Origin of the sequence: Sphingomonas faeni, assembly GCF_023195535.1 — a bacterium.
In the GTDB taxonomy this organism is placed as follows: domain Bacteria; phylum Pseudomonadota; class Alphaproteobacteria; order Sphingomonadales; family Sphingomonadaceae; genus Sphingomonas; species Sphingomonas faeni_B.
Genome location: NZ_JALPNF010000002.1, coordinates 214,537 through 236,094 on the forward strand (window position 1 = coordinate 214,537; position 21,558 = coordinate 236,094).

Sequence of the window (21,558 nt, forward strand, 5' to 3'; positions counted from 1 at the left end):
CCCCCTGGCGGGGGAGGATTGCGTCGTGCGTCTAGCTTATTCCCACTCGATCGTGCCGGGGGGCTTCGAGGTGTAGTCGTAGGTTACGCGGTTGATGCCCTTGACCTCGTTGATGATCCGGGTCGCGACGCGCGGCAGGAAGTCGCCGGGGAACTGGAACGCCTGTGCGGTCATGCCGTCCGTCGAGGTCACCGCGCGCAACGCCAGCACGTTGTCGTAGGTGCGGCCGTCGCCCATCACGCCGACGCTGCGGACCGGGAGCAGCACCGCGAATGCCTGCCAGATCGTATCGTAGAGCCCCGCCGCGCGGATCTCCTCGAGATAGATCGCGTCGGCCTTGCGCAGGATGTCGCAGCGTTCCTTGGTGACTTCGCCGGGGATACGGATGGCGAGGCCGGGTCCGGGGAACGGGTGACGGCCGACGAAGATCTCTGGGAGCCCGAGCTCGCGGCCCAGCACGCGGACCTCGTCCTTGAACAGCTCGCGCAACGGCTCGACGAGCTTCAAGTTCATCCGCTCGGGCAGCCCGCCGACATTGTGATGGCTCTTGATCGTCACTGACGGGCCGCCGGTGAAGCTCACGCTTTCGATCACGTCCGGATACAGCGTCCCCTGCGCGAGGAACTCTGCGCCGCCGAGCTTCTTCGCCTCGGTATCGAACACGTCGATGAACGTCTTGCCGATGAACTTGCGCTTCAGCTCAGGATCGGTGATCCCGGCGAGGCCGCTGAGGAACAACTCCTCGACGTTCACGTGGATCAGCGGGATGTTGTAGGCGCCGCGGAACAAGCTGACGACCTGCTCGCTCTCGCCCGCACGCATCAGGCCGTGGTCGACATAGACACAGGTGAGCTGCTCGCCGATCGCCTCGTGGATCAACACGGCGGCCACCGCCGAGTCGACACCGCCGGACAGGCCGCAGATGACGCGACCCTTGCCCACTTGCGCGCGGATCTCGGCGATCTTGGTCTCGCGGAACTCAGCCATCGTCCAGTCACCGCTGAGCCCGCAGACGTGGCGCGCGAAGTTGGCGATCAGCTTGCCGCCATCGGGGGTGTGGACGACCTCAGGGTGGAACTGCACGCCGTAGAACTTACGTGCCTCGTCGGCGACGATCGCATAGGGCGCGCCGGTCGAGACCGCGACGGGGGTAAAGCCGGGCGGGATCGCGTCGACCTTGTCGCCGTGGCTCATCCAGACCTGATGGCGCTCGCCTTCCGCCCACAGCCCATCGAACAGCGCGCAGTTGGACTTGACCTCGATGAACGCACTGCCGAACTCGCCGCCGTCGCCCGAAACGATCACGTTGCCGCCAAGCTGCGCGGACATGACCTGCTGGCCGTAGCAGATGCCGAGGATCGGAATGCCCGCCTCGAAAAAGCGCTGCGGCACGCGTGGTGAGTTCTCGGTCGTGACCGAGGCGGGGCCGCCCGAGAGGATGATTCCCTTGGGCTGCATCCGGTCGAACGCGGCCTCGGCGGACTGGAAGGGGGCGATCTCGCTATAGACGCCAGCCTCGCGCACGCGGCGGGCGATCAGCTGGGTTACCTGGCTGCCGAAATCGACGATGAGAATGCTGTCTGGGTGCTCCATGTCGGGCGCATAGCCGGATGGACGCGTTAACGAAAGAGGCCGCGCCTCCCGGATGGGAAACGCGGCCTCTGATCGGCGGTAAATCTGATCCTCCTCCGCAAGGGGGAGGTGTCGCCGAAGGTGACGGAGGGGGAGGACACGCAACCGAGGTTGTCGCCGCCTCCCCCTCCGTCAGGCTGTGCCTGCCACCTCCCCCTGGCGGGGGAGGATTGGAAGGTCAGCGCTTCGGCGGAAACAGATTATGCCGCTTCGTTGTAATCCTCGTCCGACATCACCGGACCCGAATCCTGGCCCTTCGCCGAGACGTCGCGGTCGACGAACTCGATGACGGCCATCGGCGAGGCGTCCGACATGCGGATACCGGCCTTGATGACGCGGGTGTAGCCGCCGTTGCGATCCGCATAACGGGTCGCCAGAACGTCGAACAGCTTGATCAGCTGCGCATCGTCGAGCAGCTTGCCGTGCGCGAGACGACGGTTGGACAGGCCACCCTTCTTCGCGAGCGTGATCAGCTTCTCGACGTAAGGACGCAGTTCCTTCGCCTTGGCGACGGTGGTGGTGATCTGCTCGTGCTTGATGAGCGCGGCGCTCATGTTGCGGAACAGAGCAAGACGGTGGGCCGAGGTCCGCTGAAGCTTACGGCCGCCTACGCGATGGCGCATGTTTAATACCTTTTCGTTCGTTCAGGGGCCGTATGAGGTACCCGGGAGCTGGTGGGGACGAAGAGCCCACCCAAATTACCGTCATCCCAGCGAACGCTGGGATCTCCATGAGGAGCGGACCGGACCCGAACCGCGATACCCCAGCTTTCGCTGGGGTGACGGCATGGGATCCGGAAGCGCTTACCCCATAATCTCCTGCTCGAGCTTCTTGGCCATCTCTTCGATGTTCTCAGGTGGCCAGCCCGGGATTTCCATGCCCAGGCGAAGACCCATCGACGACAGCACTTCCTTGATCTCGTTCAAGGACTTGCGGCCGAAGTTAGGCGTACGCAGCATCTCGGCTTCGGTCTTGCCGACCAGATCGCCGATGTAGATGATGTTGTCGTTCTTGAGGCAGTTCGCCGAGCGTACCGACAGCTCCAACTCGTCGACCTTCTTGAGAAGGTAACGGTTGATCTGCTGCGTGTCGCCTGCTGGCTCCGCACCACCGGCAGCGGGTGCTGCCTGGCCGATCGGGGCCGACGAACGCGTGACCGACGAATCGTCGAAGTGGACGAACAGCGCGAGCTGGTCCTGGAGGATGCGACCGGCATAGCCGACTGCGTCTTCCGGGGTGATCGTGCCGTCGGTTTCGATCGTCAGCGTCAGCTTGTCGTAATCCAGGTCCTGACCGACGCGAGTCGGGTCGACCTTGTACGAAACCTGCCGTACCGGCGAATACAGCGCATCGACCGGGATCAGACCGATCGGCGCATCGGCCGGGCGGTTTGCGGTCGCGGGCACGTAGCCCTTACCGATGTCGGCGGTCAGCTCCATGTTGAGCGTCGCACCCTCATCGAGGTGGCAAATCACGAGATCCTTGTTCATGATCTCGATGTCGCCCGAGACGGCGATGTCGCCGGCCTTGACTTCACCCGGACCCGTTGCCGAGAGCTGGAGGCGCTTGGGCCCCTCGCCCTGCATGCGGATCGCGATCTGCTTCACGTTGAGGACGATGTCGGTCACGTCCTCGCGGACGCCGGCCAGAGACGAGAACTCATGCAGCACGTTCTCGATCTTGATCGAGGTGACGGCCGCGCCCTGTAGCGACGAGAGCAACACGCGACGCAGCGCGTTGCCGAGCGTCAGGCCGAAGCCACGCTCGAGCGGCTCGGCGATGAAGGTCGCCTTGCGCTTGGTGTCGCCACCGGCCTTTTTCTCCAGGCCGCTGGGCTTCTTGAGTTCCTGCCAGTTCTTTGCGTTGACAGACACATGCTTCCCCTAATTTGGGGGCCGGCGAACGGGTGTGTCCGCCGACCAATAAAATACACCCGTGCGGCGCGATCAACCGCGCACGGGAGGCGGAGAATCAGACGCGACGACGCTTCGAAGGGCGCACGCCGTTGTGCGGGATCGAGGTCACGTCGCGGATCGACGTGATCTGGAAACCGACTGCCTGAAGCGCGCGCAGGGCCGATTCGCGACCCGAGCCGGGGCCCTTGACCTCGACTTCGATCGTGCGGACACCGTGCTCGGCGGCCTTCTTGCCGGCGTCTTCCGCTGCGACCTGGGCCGCGTACGGAGTCGACTTGCGCGAGCCCTTGAAGCCCATTGCGCCGGCCGACGACCACGAGATCGCGTTGCCCTGGGCATCGGTGATCGTGATCATGGTGTTGTTGAAGCTGGCATTCACGTGAGCGACGCCAGAGGTGATGTTCTTGCGCTCGCGCCGCTTAATGCGCTGAGGTTCGCGTGCCATGGTGTATTTCCTGACCTGTATCTGCGTGACGCCGGGCGGTCTGTAGGGACCAGCGCCGGCGGAGTAATCCATTGAAAAAGTGGATTACTTCTTCTTGCCGGCGATCGGCTTGGCCTTGCCCTTGCGGGTGCGCGCATTGGTATGCGTGCGCTGGCCGCGGACCGGGAGGCCCTTGCGATGACGCAGGCCGCGATAGCAGGCGAGATCCATCAGGCGCTTGATGTTCATCGAGGTCTGGCGGCGCAGATCGCCCTCGACGGTGTGATCGGCGTCGATCGTCTCGCGGATGTGCAGGACTTCCTGGTCGGTCAGGTCCTGAACACGTGCGGTGTCGGCGATGCCGAGCTTCGCGACAATTTCCTTGGCCTTGGTCGAACCGATGCCGTGAATATAGGTCAGCGCGATCACCACGCGCTTGTTGGTCGGGATATTAACACCCGCGATACGTGCCATGAACTTGGTTCTCCTGCTCCACGAGGTTCGGCATGGCTGCACAGACCCCATCTCTTAGCGATGAACCGAAACGCACGATAGCGACGAACGCAAACAAGCGCCGCCGGAACCGTCGTGTCGGGGAGAGTTCGAATAAGCGCGCGCCAACGCGCTGTCAAGCGAGCGGTTCCACGGGCGCAGGCACGTCTCGGCGCATCGCGAGCCAGCGGCGGAACGCGACGACCGTCCAGATGATTTCGACCACCCCGAACGGCCACGCACCCTGCAGGAAGCCGTAGACCGAGCCGAGCACGCACCCGAACGCGAAGCCCAGCGTCCACCAGTGCGACCCGGCCTCCTTGGCGTAGCATAGCAGGGTGAACGAGACTGCGGCTAGGCCGAATAGGGAGAGGGAGTCCATTTGCGGCCTTGTGCCCGGAATGGCGCGACAATGCCAATGTCAGGCCTGACCTTATAAATACTCCTCGCATGCCAATCCCTAGTGGGACCGACCAAGCACACATCGCCGCCCCGATTGCACAAACCCATCCGATGGGTTATTTGTAGTAATGGTTGTGGTTCATCGCGCTCTCGGATCTCGGTTCGTGATCTACACCCTGGATCACGAACCCGCGCACGTTCACATCACCGGCGCAGGACAGGCGAAGATCAATCTGCTCGGTGCCGATGGCAAGCCGGAGATGGTCCAGAGCATCGGCATCAAGCGCGCCGACCTGCGCCGCCTGATGGCTGAAGCGATGGAGCATCAGGCGCACTTTCTCGCGGCATGGGAGACGATACATGGCTCAAAAGACTGCCCCCCAGCTCGAAGCGCAGTTCGACGTGGCGGAAGCGCGTGGGCAGGACTTGATGACAACCGCGGTGCGGGCGGCAGAAGCCCGGTACGATCACGCAACCGGGCGCGTGACGCTCGAACTGACCAACGGCTGCGCCTATGCCTTCCCGGCCCAACTCGTCCAGGATTTGAATGGCGCGACCGACGATCAGCTTGCCGACGTCGAAGTCGACGGTCTGGGGTTCAATCTCCATTGGCCGGCTCTCGATGCCGATCTCTACGTACCGGCGCTGGTGTCGGGCCTGTTCGGTACGCGTGACTGGATGACGCGTGAGTTGGCTCGACATGCGGGTCAGGCGACATCGCCCGCCAAGGCCGCAGCAGCACGGGCGAATGGCGCGAAGGGCGGACGCCCTCGCAAAGCCGCTTAACGCCCGGTTACTTCCGCCCAAACAGCTTCTCGATGTCGCCGTGGGCGAGTTTCACCCAGGTGGGGCGGCCGTGGTTGCATTGGCCGGAATGGGGGGTGACTTCCATTTCTCGGAGCAGCGCGTTCATTTCGGGCACGGACAATATGCGGCCGGCCCGGACCGAGCCGTGGCAGGCCATCGTGCCGGCTACCGCGTCTAGGCGTTCTTTTAGGGAGAGGGCTTCGTCGAACGCGGCGAGTTCGTCGGCCAGGTCGGTGACGAGGCCTTTGGGGTCGCTTTGGCCGAGGAGCGCGGGGGTGGCGCGGACCAGCATCGCGTGGGGGCCGAAGCGTTCGAGGTCGAGGCCGAATTCGGAAAGTTCTTCGGCGCGGGATTCGAGGCGGTCGCAGGCGGATTCGTCGAGTTCTACGACTTCGGGGATCAGGAGCGCCTGGCTGGCGATGGTGCCGCCGATCAGGGCTGCGCGCATGCGTTCCAGGACGAGGCGTTCGTGGGCGGCATGCTGGTCGACGAGGACGAGACCGTCTTCGGCTTCGGCTACTATATAGGTCTTGGCGACCTGGCCGCGGGCTACGCCCATCGGGAAGGCGGTGGTTTGGGGTGGGGGTGTCCAGGCGGGTTCGGCTCTTGCCTGCGGAGGGGACGCGAAGAAGGTTGGGCGGGCGTCGTTGACCGCGCCGTAGCTTCTACTCTCCAGCGGGAGTCTTTGGGGCGTGCCCTCACCTTCCCATCCGCTTTGCGGACGGGCCCCTTCCTCTCCCCCGAGGGGAGAGGAGGCTTGTTCGGGTTGCCACATCGCGAGGGCGGACTCGCTGGCGCGTTGGCTGCGGTGGCCGGCTGCGTCGAGGGCTCGGCGGAGACCGGAAACTATCAGGCCTCTTACCATCGCCGGATCGCGGAAGCGGACTTCGGTCTTGGCGGGGTGGACGTTGACGTCCACCTGATCGGTGGGGATGTCGAGGAACAGCGCCACCACGGCGTGGCGGTCGCGGGGGAGCATCTCGGCATAGGCGCCGCGGATCGCGCCCATCAGCAGGCGGTCCTTTACGGGCCGTCCATTGACGAACAGATACTGGTGGTCGGCGATGCCGCGATTGTAGGTTGGCAGGCTGGCGACGCCGCCGAGCACCAAGCCCTCACGTTCGAGGTCGATCGCGACCGAATTGTCGGCGAGCGCGCGATCGGTGAGCGTCGCCACCCTGCCCGGCCGATCCTCGACCTGCATCGCCGACAGCGCGCGGCGGCCGTCATGCTCCAGCGTAAAGCCGATATCGGGCCTAGCCATTGCGAGCCGGCGGACGACGTCCAGGCAGGCGGCGTACTCGGCGCGGGGGGAGCGGAGGAACTTGCGGCGGGCGGGGACTCGGGCGAACAGGTCCTCGACCACCACCCGCGTACCGGGCGGGAGCGCGGCGGGGCCTTCGCGCTCGACGCGGCCATTGTCGACGGTCCGCGCCCAGCCTTCGGCGCCGCGAATCCGGCTTTCGATCGTCAGCCTTGCGACGCTCGCGATCGACGGCAACGCCTCGCCGCGAAAGCCCAACGTCACGACCGATTCGATAAACTCGTCGGGCAGTTTCGAGGTGGCGTGGCGTTCGAGCGCCAGGGCCATGTCGGCGGGGGTCATCCCGCAGCCGTCATCGGCCACCTCGATCCGCGAAGTCCCTCCTTCGACAAGGATAATCGCGATACGCCCCGCGCCTGCGTCGATCGCGTTTTCGACTAACTCCTTCAACGCGCTGGCGGGTCTTTCCACCACTTCACCGGCGGCGATGCGATTGACCAGATGCTCGGGGAGACGCCGTATTGACATGGGTTTGCGTCTAGACCAAGCGACGGCATCCCGCGACCCGCAAACGCCACTTAATATAGTATAGGCACCCGGTGCTCGAAACCACCGGCGGGCTCCGCGAGATGATGTGTGTGCGCATGTTTTGCTGGCGGTCCGCCCGTCCGGCGGACAGGATTACGGGACCCTGATTGAATGGCCTTCTACTCGCGTTTCTTCAAGTTCATGTCGCACGACATGGCGATCGACCTCGGCACCGCGAACACCGTCGTCTACGTCCGTGGCCGCGGCATCGTCCTGAACGAGCCGTCGGTGGTCGCGGTCGAGACGATCAACGGGATCAAGCGCGTCAAGGCGGTCGGTGACGACGCCAAGATGATGATGGGCAAGACGCCGGGCAACATCGAGGCGATCCGGCCTTTGCGCGACGGCGTGATCGCGGACATCGACGTCGCCGAGCAGATGATCAAGTATTTCATCCAGAAGGTGCACGGTCCGCGCAAGTTCGCGCGCTGGCCTGAGATCGTGATCTGCGTGCCGTCGGGCTCCACCAAGGTCGAGCGCCGCGCGATCCGCGATGCAGCCTCGAACGCGGGTGCGTCGCAGGTCTGGCTGATCGAGGAGCCGATGGCGGCGGCGATCGGCGCGGACATGCCGGTCACCGAGCCGATCGGCTCGATGGTCGTCGACATCGGCGGCGGCACGACCGAAGTCGCGGTGCTGAGCTTGCGTGGGCTCGCCTACACGACGTCGGTGCGCGTCGGCGGCGACAAGATGGACGAGGCGATCGTCTCGTACGTGCGCCGCAACCATAATTTGCTGATCGGCGAAGCGACCGCGGAGCGGATCAAGAAGGAGGTCGGCATCGCCAAGCCGCCGGTCGACGGCATCGGCATGATCATTCAGATCAAGGGTCGCGATCTCGTCAACGGCGTGCCCAAGGAGATCCAGATCAACCAGGGCCAGATCGCCGAGGCGCTCAGCGAGCCGGTCGCGACAATCGTCGAGGGCGTCCGCGTCGCGCTGGAGAACACTGCACCCGAGCTGGCCGCGGACATCGTCGACCAAGGCATCGTGCTGACCGGCGGCGGCGCGCTGCTGCAGGGGCTGGACGAGGTGCTGCGCGACGAGACCGGCCTGCCGGTGACGGTCGCCGAGGACCCGCTGACCTGCGTCGCGCTGGGCACTGGTCGTGCGTTGGAGGACCCGCTGTTCCGCGGTGTCCTGATGAGCGGCTAAACGGTTGGTTTTGCTGTAAGACACACGGATATGAAATCGCGCCGTTCGAGTCGTGGGGATCGCCGCCTGCGCCTCGGCGACGCCAGAGGACAGGGGGACAGGCGCATGGCGCCAGCCCGCGACCGGCGCACGGGGTTTTCCCGGCGTCGACAATATAGTGTGTTCCTAGGCTATGTGCTCGCCGTCGCCGGAGCGGTGGTGGGATTGGTGCTGCTCGTCGCGTCCACCTTCAATCCACCTGCGTTTTCGGCACTCCGGATGGGCGTCGCCGGCGTCACCACGCCGGTCTCTACGGGATTCGCTGCGGTCGGGTCGTCGATCTCGGGCATCCCCGGTGCGATCGGCAATTACTTCTTCGTGAAGCAGGAGAACGTCGCGCTGCGGGCGGACCGCGCGCGGACCCGCGCGCTGCTGATGCGGGCGCGGACGATCGCTTATGACAACCGTCGATTACGCAACCTCCTGGCAATCCGCGAACGTTCGCCGGAGCCGGTGGTCACTGCCCGCCTCGTGAGTTCGAGCGCGTCGAGCGGGCGGCGCTATGCCCTGCTCAACGCCGGCCGGTGGAGCGGCGTAAAGCCCGGCATGCCGGTACGCGGTCCCGATGGCCTGATCGGGCGGGTCGTCGAGACCGGGCCAAACGCGGCGCGCGTGCTGTTGCTGAGCGACGGCGACAGCATCGTCCCCGTCCGCCGCACCCGCGATGGCCTGCCCGCGATCGCGGCGGGGCGCGGCGACGGGATGATCGACATCCGCTCGGTCAACGCGACCAACGTCCGCTTCAACGCGGGCGACATCTTCGTCACGACCGGCACCGGCGGCATCTACGGCCCCGGCGTGCCGGTCGCGCGCGTTACCAAGGCCGGCTCGGATTCGGTGATGGCGCGCACCTTCGCCGATCCCGACACGCTCGATTTCGCGCTGGTCGAGAAGGTGTTCATGCCGGTCCCGCCGCCGCGCCCGATCGCCCCGCAGTGAGCGTGCCGCGATGAGCCGCCCCCGCGTCGTCGACAGCGTCGACTACAAGCCGTTCGAAACCAAGCTGCCCGCCAGCCGCGCGCGGGCAATCCCCTGGGCGACGGTCATGGCCGGATCGCTGGTCACGATCATCCCGGTGGTCGCGACGATCCCCCTCCTCCCGCCGTTCGGGTTCGTCATGCTGCTGGCGTGGCGGCTGCTCGCGCGGTTCGCGTTCCGGCCCTGGGCGGCGGCCCCGCTCGGCTTTTTCGACGATCTGGTTAGCGGCCAGCCGCTCGGCAGCGCGGTGCTGATGTGGTCGCTCGCGTTCGTCGCGATCGACATGCTCGAACAGCGCCTGGCGTTCCGCGATTATTGGCAGGACTGGCTGATCGCGAGCGGCCTGATCGCGGCGTGCATCCTGGGCGGGCGGTTCATCGCGGTACCGGTCGGCGCGCATGTCGATACCGTGCTGATCGCGCAGATCGTCGTCACCATGCTCTGCTTCCCGCTCGCCGCGCGGATCGTCGCCTTCATCCAGAACAAGCGGGGCGGCGAGTGAGGAACACCCCGCGGATCGTCACCGAGATGTCGCAGGCCTACACCTTCTCCAGGCGTGCGTGGATGCTGGGCGCGGCGCAGGGGGCGGTCGGGCTGATGCTCGCCGGGCGGATGGCGTGGCTGTCGGTCGCGCAGAACGAGCGCTATACGATGTTGTCGGAGAGCAACCGCGTCAACATGACGCTGCTGCCGCCGCGGCGCGGCTGGATCGTCGACCGTCACGGCGTGCCGATCGCCAACAACCGCACCGATTTCCGCGTCGACATCATCCCCGATCGCCTCCGCGACAAGGAGCGCGTGCTACCGCTGCTCGGCCGCATCCTCCAGCTCCCGCCCGAGGAAGTCGAACGGATCGCGATCGACCTTGAGCATGCCGCCGGGTTCCAGCCGGTCCAGGTCGCGGAGAATCTCGACTGGGAGCGGTTCGCCGCGGTCAGCGTGCGGCTGCCCGAACTCCCCGGCGTCGCGCCCACCCGTGGCTTCGCGCGCAGCTATCCGGCGGGCGCCGCGGTCGCGCATCTGACCGGCTATGTCGGCGTGCCCAATGCCGAGCAGTACAAGAAGACGCGCGACCCGCTGCTCGTCACGCCCGGCTTCAAGCTCGGCAAGGACGGGCTGGAGAAGATGCTCGAGGCGGAGTTGCGCGGCGTCGCCGGGGCCAAGCGCGTCGAGGTCACCGCGCGCGGCAAGCTGGTCGCCGAGCTCGCCACCAAGCCCGACGTGCCCGGCAAGACCGCGCGGCTGACGATCGATGTCGGCTTGCAGGAATACGCGGCAAGGCGGCTCGGCACCAACTCCGGATCGGTCGTGGTGATCGACACGCGCACCGGCGAGATGCTCGCGATGGTGTCGATGCCGGCCTATGATCCGAACAGCTTTTCGGACGGGATCAGCCATCTCGAATGGCAGATGCTGAGCGACGACGATCACGTGCCGCTGATGAACAAGGTGACGCAGGGGCTGTATCCGCCGGGATCGACCGTCAAGCCGATGAACGGCCTCGCGCTGATGAACGCGGGCGTCGATCCATCGACCCGCATCAATTGTTCGGGCGCGATGCGGCTCGGGACCAGCGTGTTCCATTGCCACAAGAAGAGCGGCCATGGCCCGCTCGATCTCAAGAACGCGATCATGCAGAGCTGCGACATCTATTTCTACGAGATGGCGCGGCGGGTCGGCTACAACGCGATCGCCCCGGTCGCGCGCGTGCTGGGGCTCGGCCAGAAGTTCGACCTGCCCTTCTCGACGCAGCGCTACGGCACGGTCCCCGATCCGGCGTGGAAGCTGAAGAAATACAAGCACGACTGGACCGTCGCGGACTCGCTGAACGCGTCGATCGGCCAGGGCTATGTGCTCGCCAACCCGTTGCAGCTCGCGGTGATGGCGGCGCGGCTCGCATCGGGCCGCGCGTTGCAGCCGAGCATCCTGGCGAACCACGTCCACCGCGACTCCCCTGCCCTCGCAATCGATTCCGAGCATCTCGCGCGCGTCCGCGATGCGATGTTCGGGGTGATCAACCAGGGCGGCACCGGCGGCGCGGCCAAGCTGCTGATCCCCGGCGTCGCGATCGCGGGCAAGACCGGCACGGCGCAGGTCCGCCGCATCACGATGGCGGAACGTCGCTCGGGCGTGCTCAAGAACGGGCAGTTGCCGTTCAAGATGCGCGACCATGCGCTGTTCATCGGTTTCGCGCCCGCCGATAATCCGCGCTATGCGCTGGCGGTCGTGCTGGAGCATAACGGCCACACCGTGCGCAACCTCGACACGCCGATGATCGCCCGCGACATCATGACCTATATGCTCGACCGCGACCGTGCGCTGAAATCGCTCGCCGAGGTCGAACCGACCTGGGGCGGCGATATCCGCACGCGCATGGCCGCGACCGCGGAGACGTACCGCAAGGCGCAGTCCGCCCCGCCCGCGGCGATCGCCACCAAGACCGACGCGATCGTGCCCAGCGACGCGCCCGCGGTGGTCAACGCCACCGACATGGCCAACGCGACGCAGGAGGCGCTCACCACGCCCGGCAGCACGGTCGCCGAGGACGATACGCGGGAACGCCAGCAATGATCCCGGATCGAATGAATCCCGACCGAATGACTCCCATCAGGCGCACGCGATGAACCGTATCGTCCCCGAACCGCTCGCCAAGCTTCCCTGGCTGGTGATCATCCTCGTCATCGCGATCGGCTGTTTCGGGCAGATCGTGCTGTATTCGGCGGCGGGCGGATCGCTGCGGCCCTGGGCGCTGTCGCAGGGCATCCGCTTCTTCGTGCTGCTCGCCGGGGCGATGGGGCTGTCCTACATCCCCGAGCGCACGTGGAAGGCCGTCGCGCTGCCCGCCTATGCGCTGATCGTGCTGTCGCTGATCGCGGTCGAGATCCTCGGCAAGGTTTCGGGCGGGTCGCAGCGCTGGCTCGACCTCGGCTTCATCCGCCTCCAGCCGTCCGAGTTCATGAAGCCCGCGATCGTGCTGGCGGCGGCGAAATTCTACGACATGCTCCCACCCGGCGAGACGCGCCGGTTCGGCGGGATCTGGCCCGCCGCGCTGCTGATCGCCGTTCCCGCGGCGATCGTGATGAAACAGCCCGATCTCGGCACCGCGCTCATGATCTGCTCGGGCGGCGCGACCGTCATGTTCCTCGCGGGCGTGCCCCTGCGGCTGTTCATGGGCGGCGCGATCGCGGCCGCGATCGCGATCCCGCTCTCGATCAATTTCCTGCTGCACGATTATCAGCGCAACCGCATCCTGATCTTTCTCGATCCCGAGAGCGACCCGCTCGGCACCGGCTATCACATCAGCCAGTCGAAGATCGCGATCGGCTCGGGCGGGATCTGGGGCAAGGGCTTCCTCCAGGGCACGCAGAGCCATCTCGACTACCTCCCCGAAGGCCATACCGACTTCGTCTTCGCGACGATGGCGGAGGAATGGGGCTTGGTCGGCGGCTGCCTGCTGATCCTCGCCTTCCTGCTGGTGATCCGCTGGGGGATCGAGGTCGGCCAGCGTGCCAACAGCCGCTTCGCCAGGCTGACCGCGGCCGGCCTCGCCACGACGATCTTCTTCTACGTCGCGATCAACCTGATGATGGTGATGGGCCTGGCGCCGGTCGTCGGCATCCCGTTGCCGCTGGTGAGCTTCGGCAGTTCGGCGCAGATGACCGTACTGCTGTGCCTCGGCATCCTGATGTCGATCGACCGCCAGAACCGCAAGACGGTCGGCTGGTAGGCGGGAAAACCGGCTTATTTCGCGAAAAAGCGGCTCGATCGACGAAAACGGACTCGGATCGACGAAAAGGGGGTTGCGGCCCCCGATGAGTCTGCTAACAGCGCGCCTCCAGCAGCGGGGCGCCACACCAGGGCGCCACTCAAAACCGCCCCGGAATGGACGCATAGCTCAGTTGGTAGAGCAGCTGACTCTTAATCAGCGGGTCCTTGGTTCGAGCCCAAGTGCGTCCACCATACTCCACATTGCCATGACATGATGTGTCTCGATGGCGGAGTTTTTCTGACGACATTTCGAACGGGGTATTCCGACAAGCTGCCGAACTGCGGCTAGCTGATGTTGGGCCACGGCGCGCGCGCGGCAGGGCTGCGGTGCTGCTGAGCGGCAGTTCGTCGCGCAGGCCAGTGGTGCCAGCGCAAACCGGGCTGCGGCAGCCTGGACGCGGCATTGTCCACGCTCCACGTCTGCGATCTTCCCGGGGCGTCTGTGATCTCCCCGGGGCCCGGAGATAGTAAGCGTGTTAAAAACCATGTTGAACATGCCCGCCAAGCTGGTGCGGGAAACGGATGACAACGACGACGACGCGCAAAACAGCGAACCGATCGCATCCGGATCGCTCGCGCAGATGGTCCAGGCGTTCAGCGCGCTCGATCCTGCCGAGGTCGAAGGTTTGGTCATCACATGCGCCGGTCGCGACCGCCCCATCACATCGGCGGAGGCACGCGATCTGCGACTGACTGCCGCCGCAGCCTGAGGCATTTGCCAAGAAGCCTGTGGCGATCCGAAAAACCGCGTTCGCTTGCCGAGGAACACGCACACAAGGCTAGCAAACCGCCTTGACCCACTTCATCGGGGGCACGTCGCTCACCTGGGTATCTGCAATACCCTGTATCGGCTGAGCTATCGCGTGTTTTTACGGGAGGTTAGCCCGCCGGCACATATCGGCGGGACGCTTCACAGCTTTTTCCAGCTCCGCAGGACTGCTGGTAGTTGGCGTGCAGGTAAATATACGCGAACATCGTGGAAAGGCAGCGGTTGGGGCACGATATCCCATCGGGACAACGTGCGGGCGGCTGGCTGCTCGACGGCTGGCGGCCTGTTGCTCGCGTCCGAACTCGGGCTCGACATCGTGCCGCACGCCCTTGCGATCGGGATGGACAAGAACGCCTTCATGCCGGGACCCGTCTGGCCAGCCACGCTTGAGGATTACAGCGGCGCAACGACATACAAGGGCGTCAAAGGTCAGCGTTTCCCCATGGGCGCGCTCCTCATACTGCCGGCCGACTTCAATGTCGATCGGCTGGGCCTCCCGGAATCGCGGGCGATTGCTCGGACATTGAAGAAATACGGCGGGTATATCGTCGATGCGACGGTCGGCTCGCTGAACTTCTATGCCGAGACCGGCAGCGGCTGGAACAAGTGCATGGTCGCGGGTAAATATACGGCCGCATTCAGTCCCGACATGCAGGCGATCAAGGCTGCATTGCGTCAGGTGATCGCACAAAGCGGCTATCTGGATCGGGACGGCAAACGTTTCACTCCTACGCCGTTCCGCGCCATGAACCTGCTGTCGATGCGCGGCCCCTGGCAGGGCTACAACGGGTCAAAGACGTTCGGCCGGTACAGCGCGGCGTCCGACCTTTACCAAGCCGAGGCGACCGCCGACGCCCGAACCATTCGCCAGCTTCTCTACACACACGCCGAGAACGATCCTGATCGCTTCAAATGGAAGAAGCAGAGTTGGAACCTGAATCCAGAACCCGGCGCGAAATACATCGTTCGCGCGATCGGTGAGGGAGATATCGTGGCTACGCTCAGCGTGAAGAAGAGCAATTACAAAGCCAATTACGGCTCGACCGGAAAGCTCGCGCCGGGACAGTCCGCAACCTTCACATGGCCTATCGACCCGGGAACCGTGACCGAGGTCAATATCGACAAGCCGAAAGGCGCCGCTGCCAGCATCCGCCTCGAACTGGTCAAAGCCTGAAACTGCAAGGTGCGGCGTCGCTCACCGCGATGAGATCGACGCCGCGCCTACCCTGCACTTTCCTTTTGCAGCCGTTGCTTACATGGGCTGCACGAAAAAGCCTGCTGTCCCGCCCCACCTCGACATTATGGCACGCGGGCTAACCCGCTACTTGCGCACATCGTTGCGACGCTGGGAGTTGTCCGCCCTACCCGGTCGGGTTTCGTCGCATCGCACCGAAAGGATGCGCGGTTCTTCGGCATGGCGATAGCAAGCTAGTTCAGGGGCCACCCAGCACTCGTAATCGTGAGGTCTGTGCCGGTAAACCAATCCCGACCCCGGATGTCGCAGGCACGACTATCCTCGATAATAGTTTGCGAACCCGACGACGCGGTGACGGCCCCGGGTCCGGTACGCCCAGACCGACAATGCGGCGCCGAGAACCGGCAACACCAGGGTCATGAGGTTTGGCACCGTCGGATCCAAGGCAACAGCGAGCACGAACGAGATGCCGCTGCCGATCGTGTAAAGTATGCAGGCCCTCATGACGCGCGTTCGGCTGGTGCGCGTGTATGCGGCAAAAGGCGCGATAGCGATCAGCGCGGCAATCCCGATCGCCAAGGGGATCAGCGCTACGATCTGGCTGCCCGCATTATACGACCGGAAACCGATCGCCGCCGAAACTAAGATCGCTAACATACAGGCGGCACGCAATAGACCCATCGGTCATTTCCTTGGACAGAACGTCATAGATCGGGAGCCGCCGCGATGAGCCGAAGCGCCGCGGCGGGTTAGCGATCACTACACGCCGCCGAATTAACAGCGGCATACCGAGCATACCCAAGCTTCCCATCTCTTGGCCACCTCGCTTTTAACGTTTTGGCGGTCACTAAAGATGCGCGCAACCACGATCAGATAAAAACTATCCTAGGATATGATACCGCAGCGGGGAGGCGTCTTGGGAATGCTCAACCCGCTGCGATGCCCAGACAATGTCACTTACCAAAACGTTAAGCAAGCGTTCGCCAATCCCAAACTGGAACAGTGCCGCGACGAGTGCGTGTGACAAGCGCGATTGAAGAAGGCTGGCCGCGACGTCAGCGGGATATCGTTATCCTGGTCGTTTGCACCTGGCGGTCCAAGGCCCGCTTCACGCAAAGATAGACCAGCGCCGTGATCGGTATCGGATACCTGGGGAGCGTCGCAGTATCTTCCGGACCTATGGTCTGGCGGGATCGTGACGGGACGAAGCCCAAACCTAGCTGCCACGGGACGATGCCGGGGTATTCCTGTCGGTAGTTCTATCGCGGTCCTCGGCGTCCCCGCCACTATCGTCTGGTCGCGCTGTGCCCCGCGCTTGTCGATCCGCGGCTATCAACCGGAGTTGCTCCGCATTCAATTCGACCGTCCGGCGTTTGTCCACGATCAACGCCGCAGCCAGAGCATCGCCTGACAGCGGATCTGCAATCCATTTCGACGAGCCTTTGCTTGCCGGACTGACCTTCGCGGTTTCGGAAGCGGAGTTACTCCGATGGAGCCCCGCCATACGCTGTGCGGAGGGCGCCTGGACCGAGGTTACCGGCCTGGTTGCAGTCGACTCGGGTGCAACCGGTTGCGTTGCGCTCTTCGGCGTCGGTGTCGGCAGGTTGGCGGATATCGAATATTTTGCAGCCCGGTCGACCGCCGGCTTGAGCGTATAGACAAGCCCGCCGAGGACCGCCCCTGCCAAAGCTACGATGACGGTGATTGCACCCGACCGATTCCGGTAAAACGCGCTTTGCTTGGTAACGAGCGTTTTTGGGGCGTAGCGGTCTCTCAGGTCGGCGGCAGCAGCGTGCGCGGGCGACGGATAAAGCCGGTCGAATGATTTGATATCCATCACTTAGGCCCCTCGCACGATACTATTTCGAGTCCTACACCCGGCGCCTTTGCGCACCTACTTCATTGATATCCAATTTCCGCGAGACCGCTCCAACCTGACGATAGGTGCGCGATATGCACCTGTGCGTCGTCAGCGCTTCTCGGCCCCCAGACGTGCGGCGACACGTTCCCATTCTGCACGGGTTCGGCATTCGACGTTCCCGGTTTTAAAACGCGTAAGGCATACCCGCTGCACATTTCGCCGGTCAGCCAGATTCTGTACTGGAAAACTGCCGTCGTCCCGCGTTCGCAGCTGATAATTATTCCCAGCAGCGGTTATCTGCCTGCTGGTGGGATAGGGCGACGACCGATTGATTTGCGCCACCGCGGGCGTGCTGGCCAATACCATAATGGCCGGCAGGACAATGTACTTCATCGACTTGGCTCCCGGGATTACGACCTTTGCTCAATGCCGGGATGTTCTATCAGTTCCGCTGCCAGCATCCCCCTGGATACCCCTCTGTAGTCGTGTCGGCCGCTGCCGGAATGTTCCAGGGGCAATGCATAGCCTTCTTCCAGCGGCACCGCGGCGTCCGACGATCTGGTGGATCATCCGCACCTTTGCCTCGCTCGTCTCACGAGACGCGCACGCGCGCCGCCGTTGCCCGCGCAGCGTCGCCTACGTGACCTTCGCTTTTCCGAACCGCCACCAGCGGCGCGGTGCTCGAAGGTCCAGGCCCCGCGAGACCGACGCGCGACCCAGATCGCGCGTGAGCGACCGCAGCTGGCGGTCGTTCAGGGCAACCGAAACGCGCGTCAGACGCCCGGCCTCATAATCCGCGGCGGTCCCGGCGACCTGGATCGTCAGCATGATCCCGTTGCTCGACGGCACCCTCTTCCAGCCAACCAGCGCACCCGTCACTTCGACCGACATAACCCTCACCCACTTATCCAAGCGCCAGCGGCAATGTCGCGGCCTGGTCTTGGAGGGGGCGATGGCTGATTGAATAAAGGATTGTCAATGCAGCGCATTCTCGTCCGACGACAGCCCAACCGATATCGTCGTGATCTCGCACCGTAAGCGGTGACAGAGGCCGCCTCGGATCCGCTGCCGACGCTCGTCGCCAGATGATCGGCGCTCGACCGCGACCGTGATGGTTCAAATTCGGACGGACGCGACGCGTACCGGGCCTATGCGAGGCCGATCGATTGAGGCAGAGCCATGCCGATGATACTCGTACCGCTCCTACTGACGCTCGCCCTAAATTCCGCCCCCCTTGCTGGCCCAGCCCCTGGTACGTCGTCGGCGAAATCGGCCTGGGAAAGCTGCCTCCAGACAGTCGCTCAGGTCGAAAGCCTCGGTACGAAAAGCGAAGCCGCAATAGCCGTCAACGCTTTGGCCGCGTGCTCCGCCGATCGAGACCGGTATATCAAGTCGTTGATACGTGATGCCAATGCGGCGCCTCAGAACGGCCAGACGGCGGTCGGCCAAGCGCAGCGGCAGGTGGCAACGGATCAGCGCGATCTGACCATCCGGTTGATAGCCTTTATCCGGCGCGCTCGCCGGGCTTGACGCGCCATGCCGTCGACCAGCGACGCCCCATCCTCGCCTGCATCGACACACGTCATCGTCGCAGCGTTGCATAATATTGGACAATGATAGCGCTCTCTTTACTGTGGTGATCAAGAATAAAACACAGGGAGAGCGGGCATGATTCGTATGTTGAGCGTCACTGCGGCCGGTAGAGACGTACGCGTCCTCTTCGCCCGGATCGGCCTGACCACCGCGATGCTGATGGCGATGCCCGTGTCCGCACAAAGCGACAAGATGGTGCCGATCGCCGTCCCCGCGCAATCGGGCGCGATCGAACTCGGCACCGGCAAGCTGCCCGGCGCGACCGCACCGGAGGCTTGGCACAGTCAATATGGCAGCGTGTTCACGCGCAACGTGACGGTCGCCACGCTGACTCCGTTCCTGCCCGATCCCGCCAAGTCTACCGGAACCGCCGTGATCGTCGCGCCGGGCGGAGGCTTCCGCACATTGTCGATGCAGAATGAAGGCGGGGACGTTGCCCGTGCGCTGGCCGCAAAGGGCGTGGCGGCTTTCGTCCTGAAATATCGGCTCAATCCCACGCCGGTCGCGATGCCTGCATTCGAACGATCGATGAGCGAGATGTTTTCGCCCGGCGCACGCCCGCCGCGGCCCCAGCCCGATGCGATGATCGCCGGCCTGGCGCCGCAGATCGCGGATGCGCGCGCCGCCTTCGCCTTGGTCCGTCAGCGGTCTGGCGAATGGCATGTCGACCCGTCGCGGATCGGCATGATCGGCTTTTCCGCCGGCGCGATGCTGACGATGGCGACCACCGTTGCGGGCGGTGATGCGAAGCCTGCGTTTATCGGCAACATCTATGGACCGTTGGCGACGATGACGGTGCCCGCCGACGCCCCGCCGATGTTCGTCGCCTTGGCCGCCGACGACCCCTTCTTCGGCAATGGCGGGTTCGGGCTGATCGAAAGCTGGCGCGCGGCGAAGCGCCCGGTCGAGTTCCATTTGTTCGAGCAGGGCGGCCATGGCTTCGGCATGTACCCGAAACCGACCACGAGCACCGGATGGTTCGATTCCTTCACCCGCTGGATGGCGATGCACGACCTTCTCAAACCGGCGCGCTGATATGCGCCCGGACGAGACGGTCTGCGGGGTTGGGCACGGTCGGCACGATTCCGACGTGCCCGCCCGTCTTTGCCGGGAACCCGACACCAGCTTCGTCGGCAGCCTGTTCGGGTGATGCGGGAGCCGGCCTGACGATCGTCAAGGACGCGCAGACCGTCGACCGGCGGCACGATTTTTCCGTTTGCCGCCAATCCCGGCAATGATCCCTTGCAGCCGCGTCGCGCTTCGGCAAGCATGCCGCAACGGGGGAGATACTCATGATCAAGGCATGTCTGATCGGTCTGGCGGCAACCGTCTCGATGGCCGCTTTTTCGATGGCGGCAACGATACCGGCGTCGGGCCAAACCAAGCCGTCCAAGACCGTTTATATCCACGCAGGAACACTGCTCGATCGCCCCGGGCAGACCCCGCGGGGCAACACGACGATCGTCGTTCGCGATGGCAAGGTCGTCGAATTGCGCGATGGCTTCGTCGCGCCCGAGCAAGGCGCCACGCTGGTCGATCTGCGCACGGCGTTCGTGCTGCCGGGGTTGGTCGACATGCACGTTCATCTCTGGGGTATCGGCGGCGATCCGATGCGCGCACGGCTCGAGGCGCTGAACCGCGATCGGTTCGATGACGAGATGACCGCGGTCGCCAATGCGCGGACGACGCTTGACGCGGGCTTCACCTCGGTCCGCGATCTTGGCGGGGACCCGCGCGGTATCCGCGCGCTGCGCGATGCGATCGACGCCGGCACGGTCGACGGGCCGAGCATCACCAACGCCGGCGAGATGATCTCGGTGACCGGCGGGCATGGCGATGGCGGCAACGGGCTCGCGGAGGAATTCGCCGACATGGTCCATTCCAGGGAGGTGAACCTGTGCGACGGTCCCGATGATTGTCGCCGTGCGGTGCGGGCGCAGGTGGCGCTGGGCGCGCGCGTGATCAAGTTCGCCGCGACCGGCGGTGTCTTGTCCAACGTCAGCGGCGGGCTGGGCCGGGCGATGACACCGGAGGAAATGCGCGCGATCATCGAAACCGCCCATGCGCTAGGCCGCAAGGTGGCCGCGCATAGTCACGCGGCGGAGGGGACCAAGGCGGCGCTGGAGGCCGGCGTCGACTCGATCGAGCATGGCACGTTCCTCGACGACGATACGATCCGGCTGTTCAAGACGAAGGGCGCCTATCTGGTGCCGACCGAGATCGCGCCGGTCGCGGCACTCGCCCAGGCCCGCGGCGGCGCCTTGCCGCCTGCCACGATCGTCAAGGCGGAGGCCGCAGCCGCCGCGATGGCCGCCAGCCACCGACGCGCCTACGCCGCCGGGGTCAAAGTCGCTTTCGGAACCGATACCGGCGTGTCGAAGCACGGCGACAATGCGACCGAATTCGCGTTGATGGTGCAGAACGGGCTGACCCCGACACAGGCGATCGCCGCGGCGACCATCGGTGCCGCCGACTTGCTCGGACGCGACGACATCGGCACGCTCGCACCCGGCAAGACCGCGGACATCATCGCCGTGGCCACGTCGCCGCTAAACGATGTCACGCAGCTTGAACGCGTGACCTTCGTCATGCACCGCGGCATCGTCGCGAAATCGGCGATCCGCGGCCTGCCCTAGCGGCATCGGCGACTAGGTAGGTGCGAACGCCGGGGCGAG

The 21,558-nt window shown here is 64.8% G+C and carries 21 protein-coding genes, 1 tRNA gene and 1 pseudogene; 12 read left to right on the forward strand and 11 right to left on the reverse strand.

All coding sequences use genetic code 11. The features are described from left to right. Window positions 1-36: 36 nt before the first annotated feature. The 6 genes from guaA to SPHN_RS05460 all read right to left on the reverse strand — a co-directional run bounded on the left by guaA (window position 37) and on the right by SPHN_RS05460 (window position 4,846). Window positions 37-1,593, reverse strand: a complete 1,557-nt coding sequence (gene guaA, locus SPHN_RS05435; protein ID WP_248521800.1) for a glutamine-hydrolyzing GMP synthase — start codon at window positions 1,591-1,593, stop codon at window positions 37-39. Between the two features lie 239 nt (window positions 1,594-1,832). Beyond that, window positions 1,833-2,255 (reverse strand): 50S ribosomal protein L17, encoded by a 423-nt coding sequence (gene rplQ, locus SPHN_RS05440; protein ID WP_248521802.1) that lies wholly within the window; start codon window positions 2,253-2,255, stop codon window positions 1,833-1,835. 180 nt (window positions 2,256-2,435) lie between these two features. Further along, the gene (locus tag SPHN_RS05445) at window positions 2,436-3,506 is read right to left on the reverse strand and encodes a DNA-directed RNA polymerase subunit alpha (RefSeq protein ID WP_031395236.1); all 1,071 of its coding nucleotides are present in this window, start codon (window positions 3,504-3,506) and stop codon (window positions 2,436-2,438) included. A gap of 97 nt (window positions 3,507-3,603) precedes the next feature. After that, window positions 3,604-3,993: a 30S ribosomal protein S11 gene (gene rpsK, locus SPHN_RS05450; RefSeq protein WP_031395237.1), complete on the reverse strand. Its 390-nt coding sequence runs from the start codon at window positions 3,991-3,993 to the stop codon at window positions 3,604-3,606. A gap of 84 nt (window positions 3,994-4,077) precedes the next feature. After that, entirely contained in the window at window positions 4,078-4,446 is a 369-nt protein-coding gene (gene rpsM, locus SPHN_RS05455) for a 30S ribosomal protein S13 (protein ID WP_056015521.1), read from the reverse strand. Between the two features lie 154 nt (window positions 4,447-4,600). Next, window positions 4,601-4,846: a hypothetical protein gene (locus SPHN_RS05460; RefSeq protein ID WP_248521804.1), complete on the reverse strand. Its 246-nt coding sequence runs from the start codon at window positions 4,844-4,846 to the stop codon at window positions 4,601-4,603. Window positions 4,847-4,994: 148 nt separating this feature from the next. Here SPHN_RS05460 and SPHN_RS05465 point away from each other — a divergent pair. Together SPHN_RS05465 and SPHN_RS05470 are read left to right on the forward strand one after the other, a co-directional pair. Beyond that, a pseudogene (locus SPHN_RS05465) lies at window positions 4,995-5,159 on the forward strand (DUF4160 domain-containing protein); the annotation flags it as partial. Window positions 5,160-5,226: 67 nt separating this feature from the next. Next, window positions 5,227-5,652 (forward strand): DUF2442 domain-containing protein, encoded by a 426-nt coding sequence (locus SPHN_RS05470; protein WP_248521806.1) that lies wholly within the window; start codon window positions 5,227-5,229, stop codon window positions 5,650-5,652. Window positions 5,653-5,659: 7 nt separating this feature from the next. On the opposite strand, the gene mutL is transcribed toward SPHN_RS05470, so the two are convergent. Next, window positions 5,660-7,465 carry a DNA mismatch repair endonuclease MutL gene (gene mutL, locus SPHN_RS05475; RefSeq protein ID WP_248521808.1) on the reverse strand — a complete coding sequence of 602 codons (1,806 nt, stop codon included), beginning with the start codon at window positions 7,463-7,465 and terminating at the stop codon, window positions 5,660-5,662. Window positions 7,466-7,636: 171 nt separating this feature from the next. On the opposite strand from mutL, the gene SPHN_RS05480 reads away from it, so the two are divergent. The 8 genes from SPHN_RS05480 (at window position 7,637) to SPHN_RS05515 (ending at window position 15,408) form a co-directional block, all read left to right on the forward strand. Beyond that, window positions 7,637-8,680 carry a rod shape-determining protein gene (locus SPHN_RS05480; RefSeq protein WP_055878614.1) on the forward strand — a complete coding sequence of 348 codons (1,044 nt, stop codon included), beginning with the start codon at window positions 7,637-7,639 and terminating at the stop codon, window positions 8,678-8,680. A gap of 105 nt (window positions 8,681-8,785) precedes the next feature. Next, entirely contained in the window at window positions 8,786-9,658 is an 873-nt protein-coding gene (mreC, locus tag SPHN_RS05485; protein WP_248521810.1) for a rod shape-determining protein MreC, read from the forward strand. Window positions 9,659-9,668: 10 nt separating this feature from the next. Then, on the forward strand, window positions 9,669-10,199 hold the full coding sequence (gene mreD, locus SPHN_RS05490) for a rod shape-determining protein MreD (protein ID WP_248521812.1): 531 nt from the start codon (window positions 9,669-9,671) through the stop codon (window positions 10,197-10,199). A 26-nt stretch (window positions 10,200-10,225) separates the two neighbouring features. Further along, the gene (gene mrdA, locus SPHN_RS05495) at window positions 10,226-12,268 is read left to right on the forward strand and encodes a penicillin-binding protein 2 (protein ID WP_248522385.1); all 2,043 of its coding nucleotides are present in this window, start codon (window positions 10,226-10,228) and stop codon (window positions 12,266-12,268) included. Window positions 12,269-12,317: 49 nt separating this feature from the next. Further along, window positions 12,318-13,424, forward strand: a complete 1,107-nt coding sequence (rodA, locus tag SPHN_RS05500) for a rod shape-determining protein RodA (RefSeq protein ID WP_248521814.1) — start codon at window positions 12,318-12,320, stop codon at window positions 13,422-13,424. Window positions 13,425-13,581: 157 nt separating this feature from the next. Continuing rightward, a tRNA-Lys gene (locus tag SPHN_RS05505) sits at window positions 13,582-13,657 on the forward strand. Between the two features lie 302 nt (window positions 13,658-13,959). Then, window positions 13,960-14,175 carry a hypothetical protein gene (locus SPHN_RS05510; protein WP_248521816.1) on the forward strand — a complete coding sequence of 72 codons (216 nt, stop codon included), beginning with the start codon at window positions 13,960-13,962 and terminating at the stop codon, window positions 14,173-14,175. 345 nt (window positions 14,176-14,520) lie between these two features. Then, a complete protein-coding gene (locus SPHN_RS05515; RefSeq protein ID WP_248521818.1) occupies window positions 14,521-15,408 on the forward strand; it encodes a hypothetical protein in 888 nt (295 codons plus the stop codon). A gap of 336 nt (window positions 15,409-15,744) precedes the next feature. Here the strand turns inward: SPHN_RS05515 and SPHN_RS05520 are convergent, their stop codons facing one another. The 4 genes from SPHN_RS05520 to SPHN_RS05535 form a co-directional block, all read right to left on the reverse strand. Continuing rightward, on the reverse strand, window positions 15,745-16,086 hold the full coding sequence (locus SPHN_RS05520; RefSeq protein WP_248521820.1) for a hypothetical protein: 342 nt from the start codon (window positions 16,084-16,086) through the stop codon (window positions 15,745-15,747). A gap of 559 nt (window positions 16,087-16,645) precedes the next feature. Further along, on the reverse strand, window positions 16,646-17,269 hold the full coding sequence (locus SPHN_RS05525) for a hypothetical protein (RefSeq protein WP_248521822.1): 624 nt from the start codon (window positions 17,267-17,269) through the stop codon (window positions 16,646-16,648). Window positions 17,270-17,398: 129 nt separating this feature from the next. Beyond that, complete coding sequence (locus SPHN_RS05530; protein WP_248521824.1) at window positions 17,399-17,683, reverse strand: hypothetical protein; 285 nt, start codon at window positions 17,681-17,683, stop codon at window positions 17,399-17,401. Window positions 17,684-17,926: 243 nt separating this feature from the next. Next, window positions 17,927-18,190 (reverse strand): hypothetical protein, encoded by a 264-nt coding sequence (locus SPHN_RS05535; RefSeq protein ID WP_248521826.1) that lies wholly within the window; start codon window positions 18,188-18,190, stop codon window positions 17,927-17,929. A gap of 846 nt (window positions 18,191-19,036) precedes the next feature. Between SPHN_RS05535 and SPHN_RS05540 the strand changes: the two genes are divergently transcribed. Further along, entirely contained in the window at window positions 19,037-19,918 is an 882-nt protein-coding gene (locus SPHN_RS05540; protein WP_248522387.1) for an alpha/beta hydrolase, read from the forward strand. Window positions 19,919-20,175: 257 nt separating this feature from the next. After that, a complete protein-coding gene (locus SPHN_RS05545; RefSeq protein WP_248521828.1) occupies window positions 20,176-21,519 on the forward strand; it encodes a metal-dependent hydrolase family protein in 1,344 nt (447 codons plus the stop codon). Window positions 21,520-21,558 lie beyond the last annotated feature (39 nt).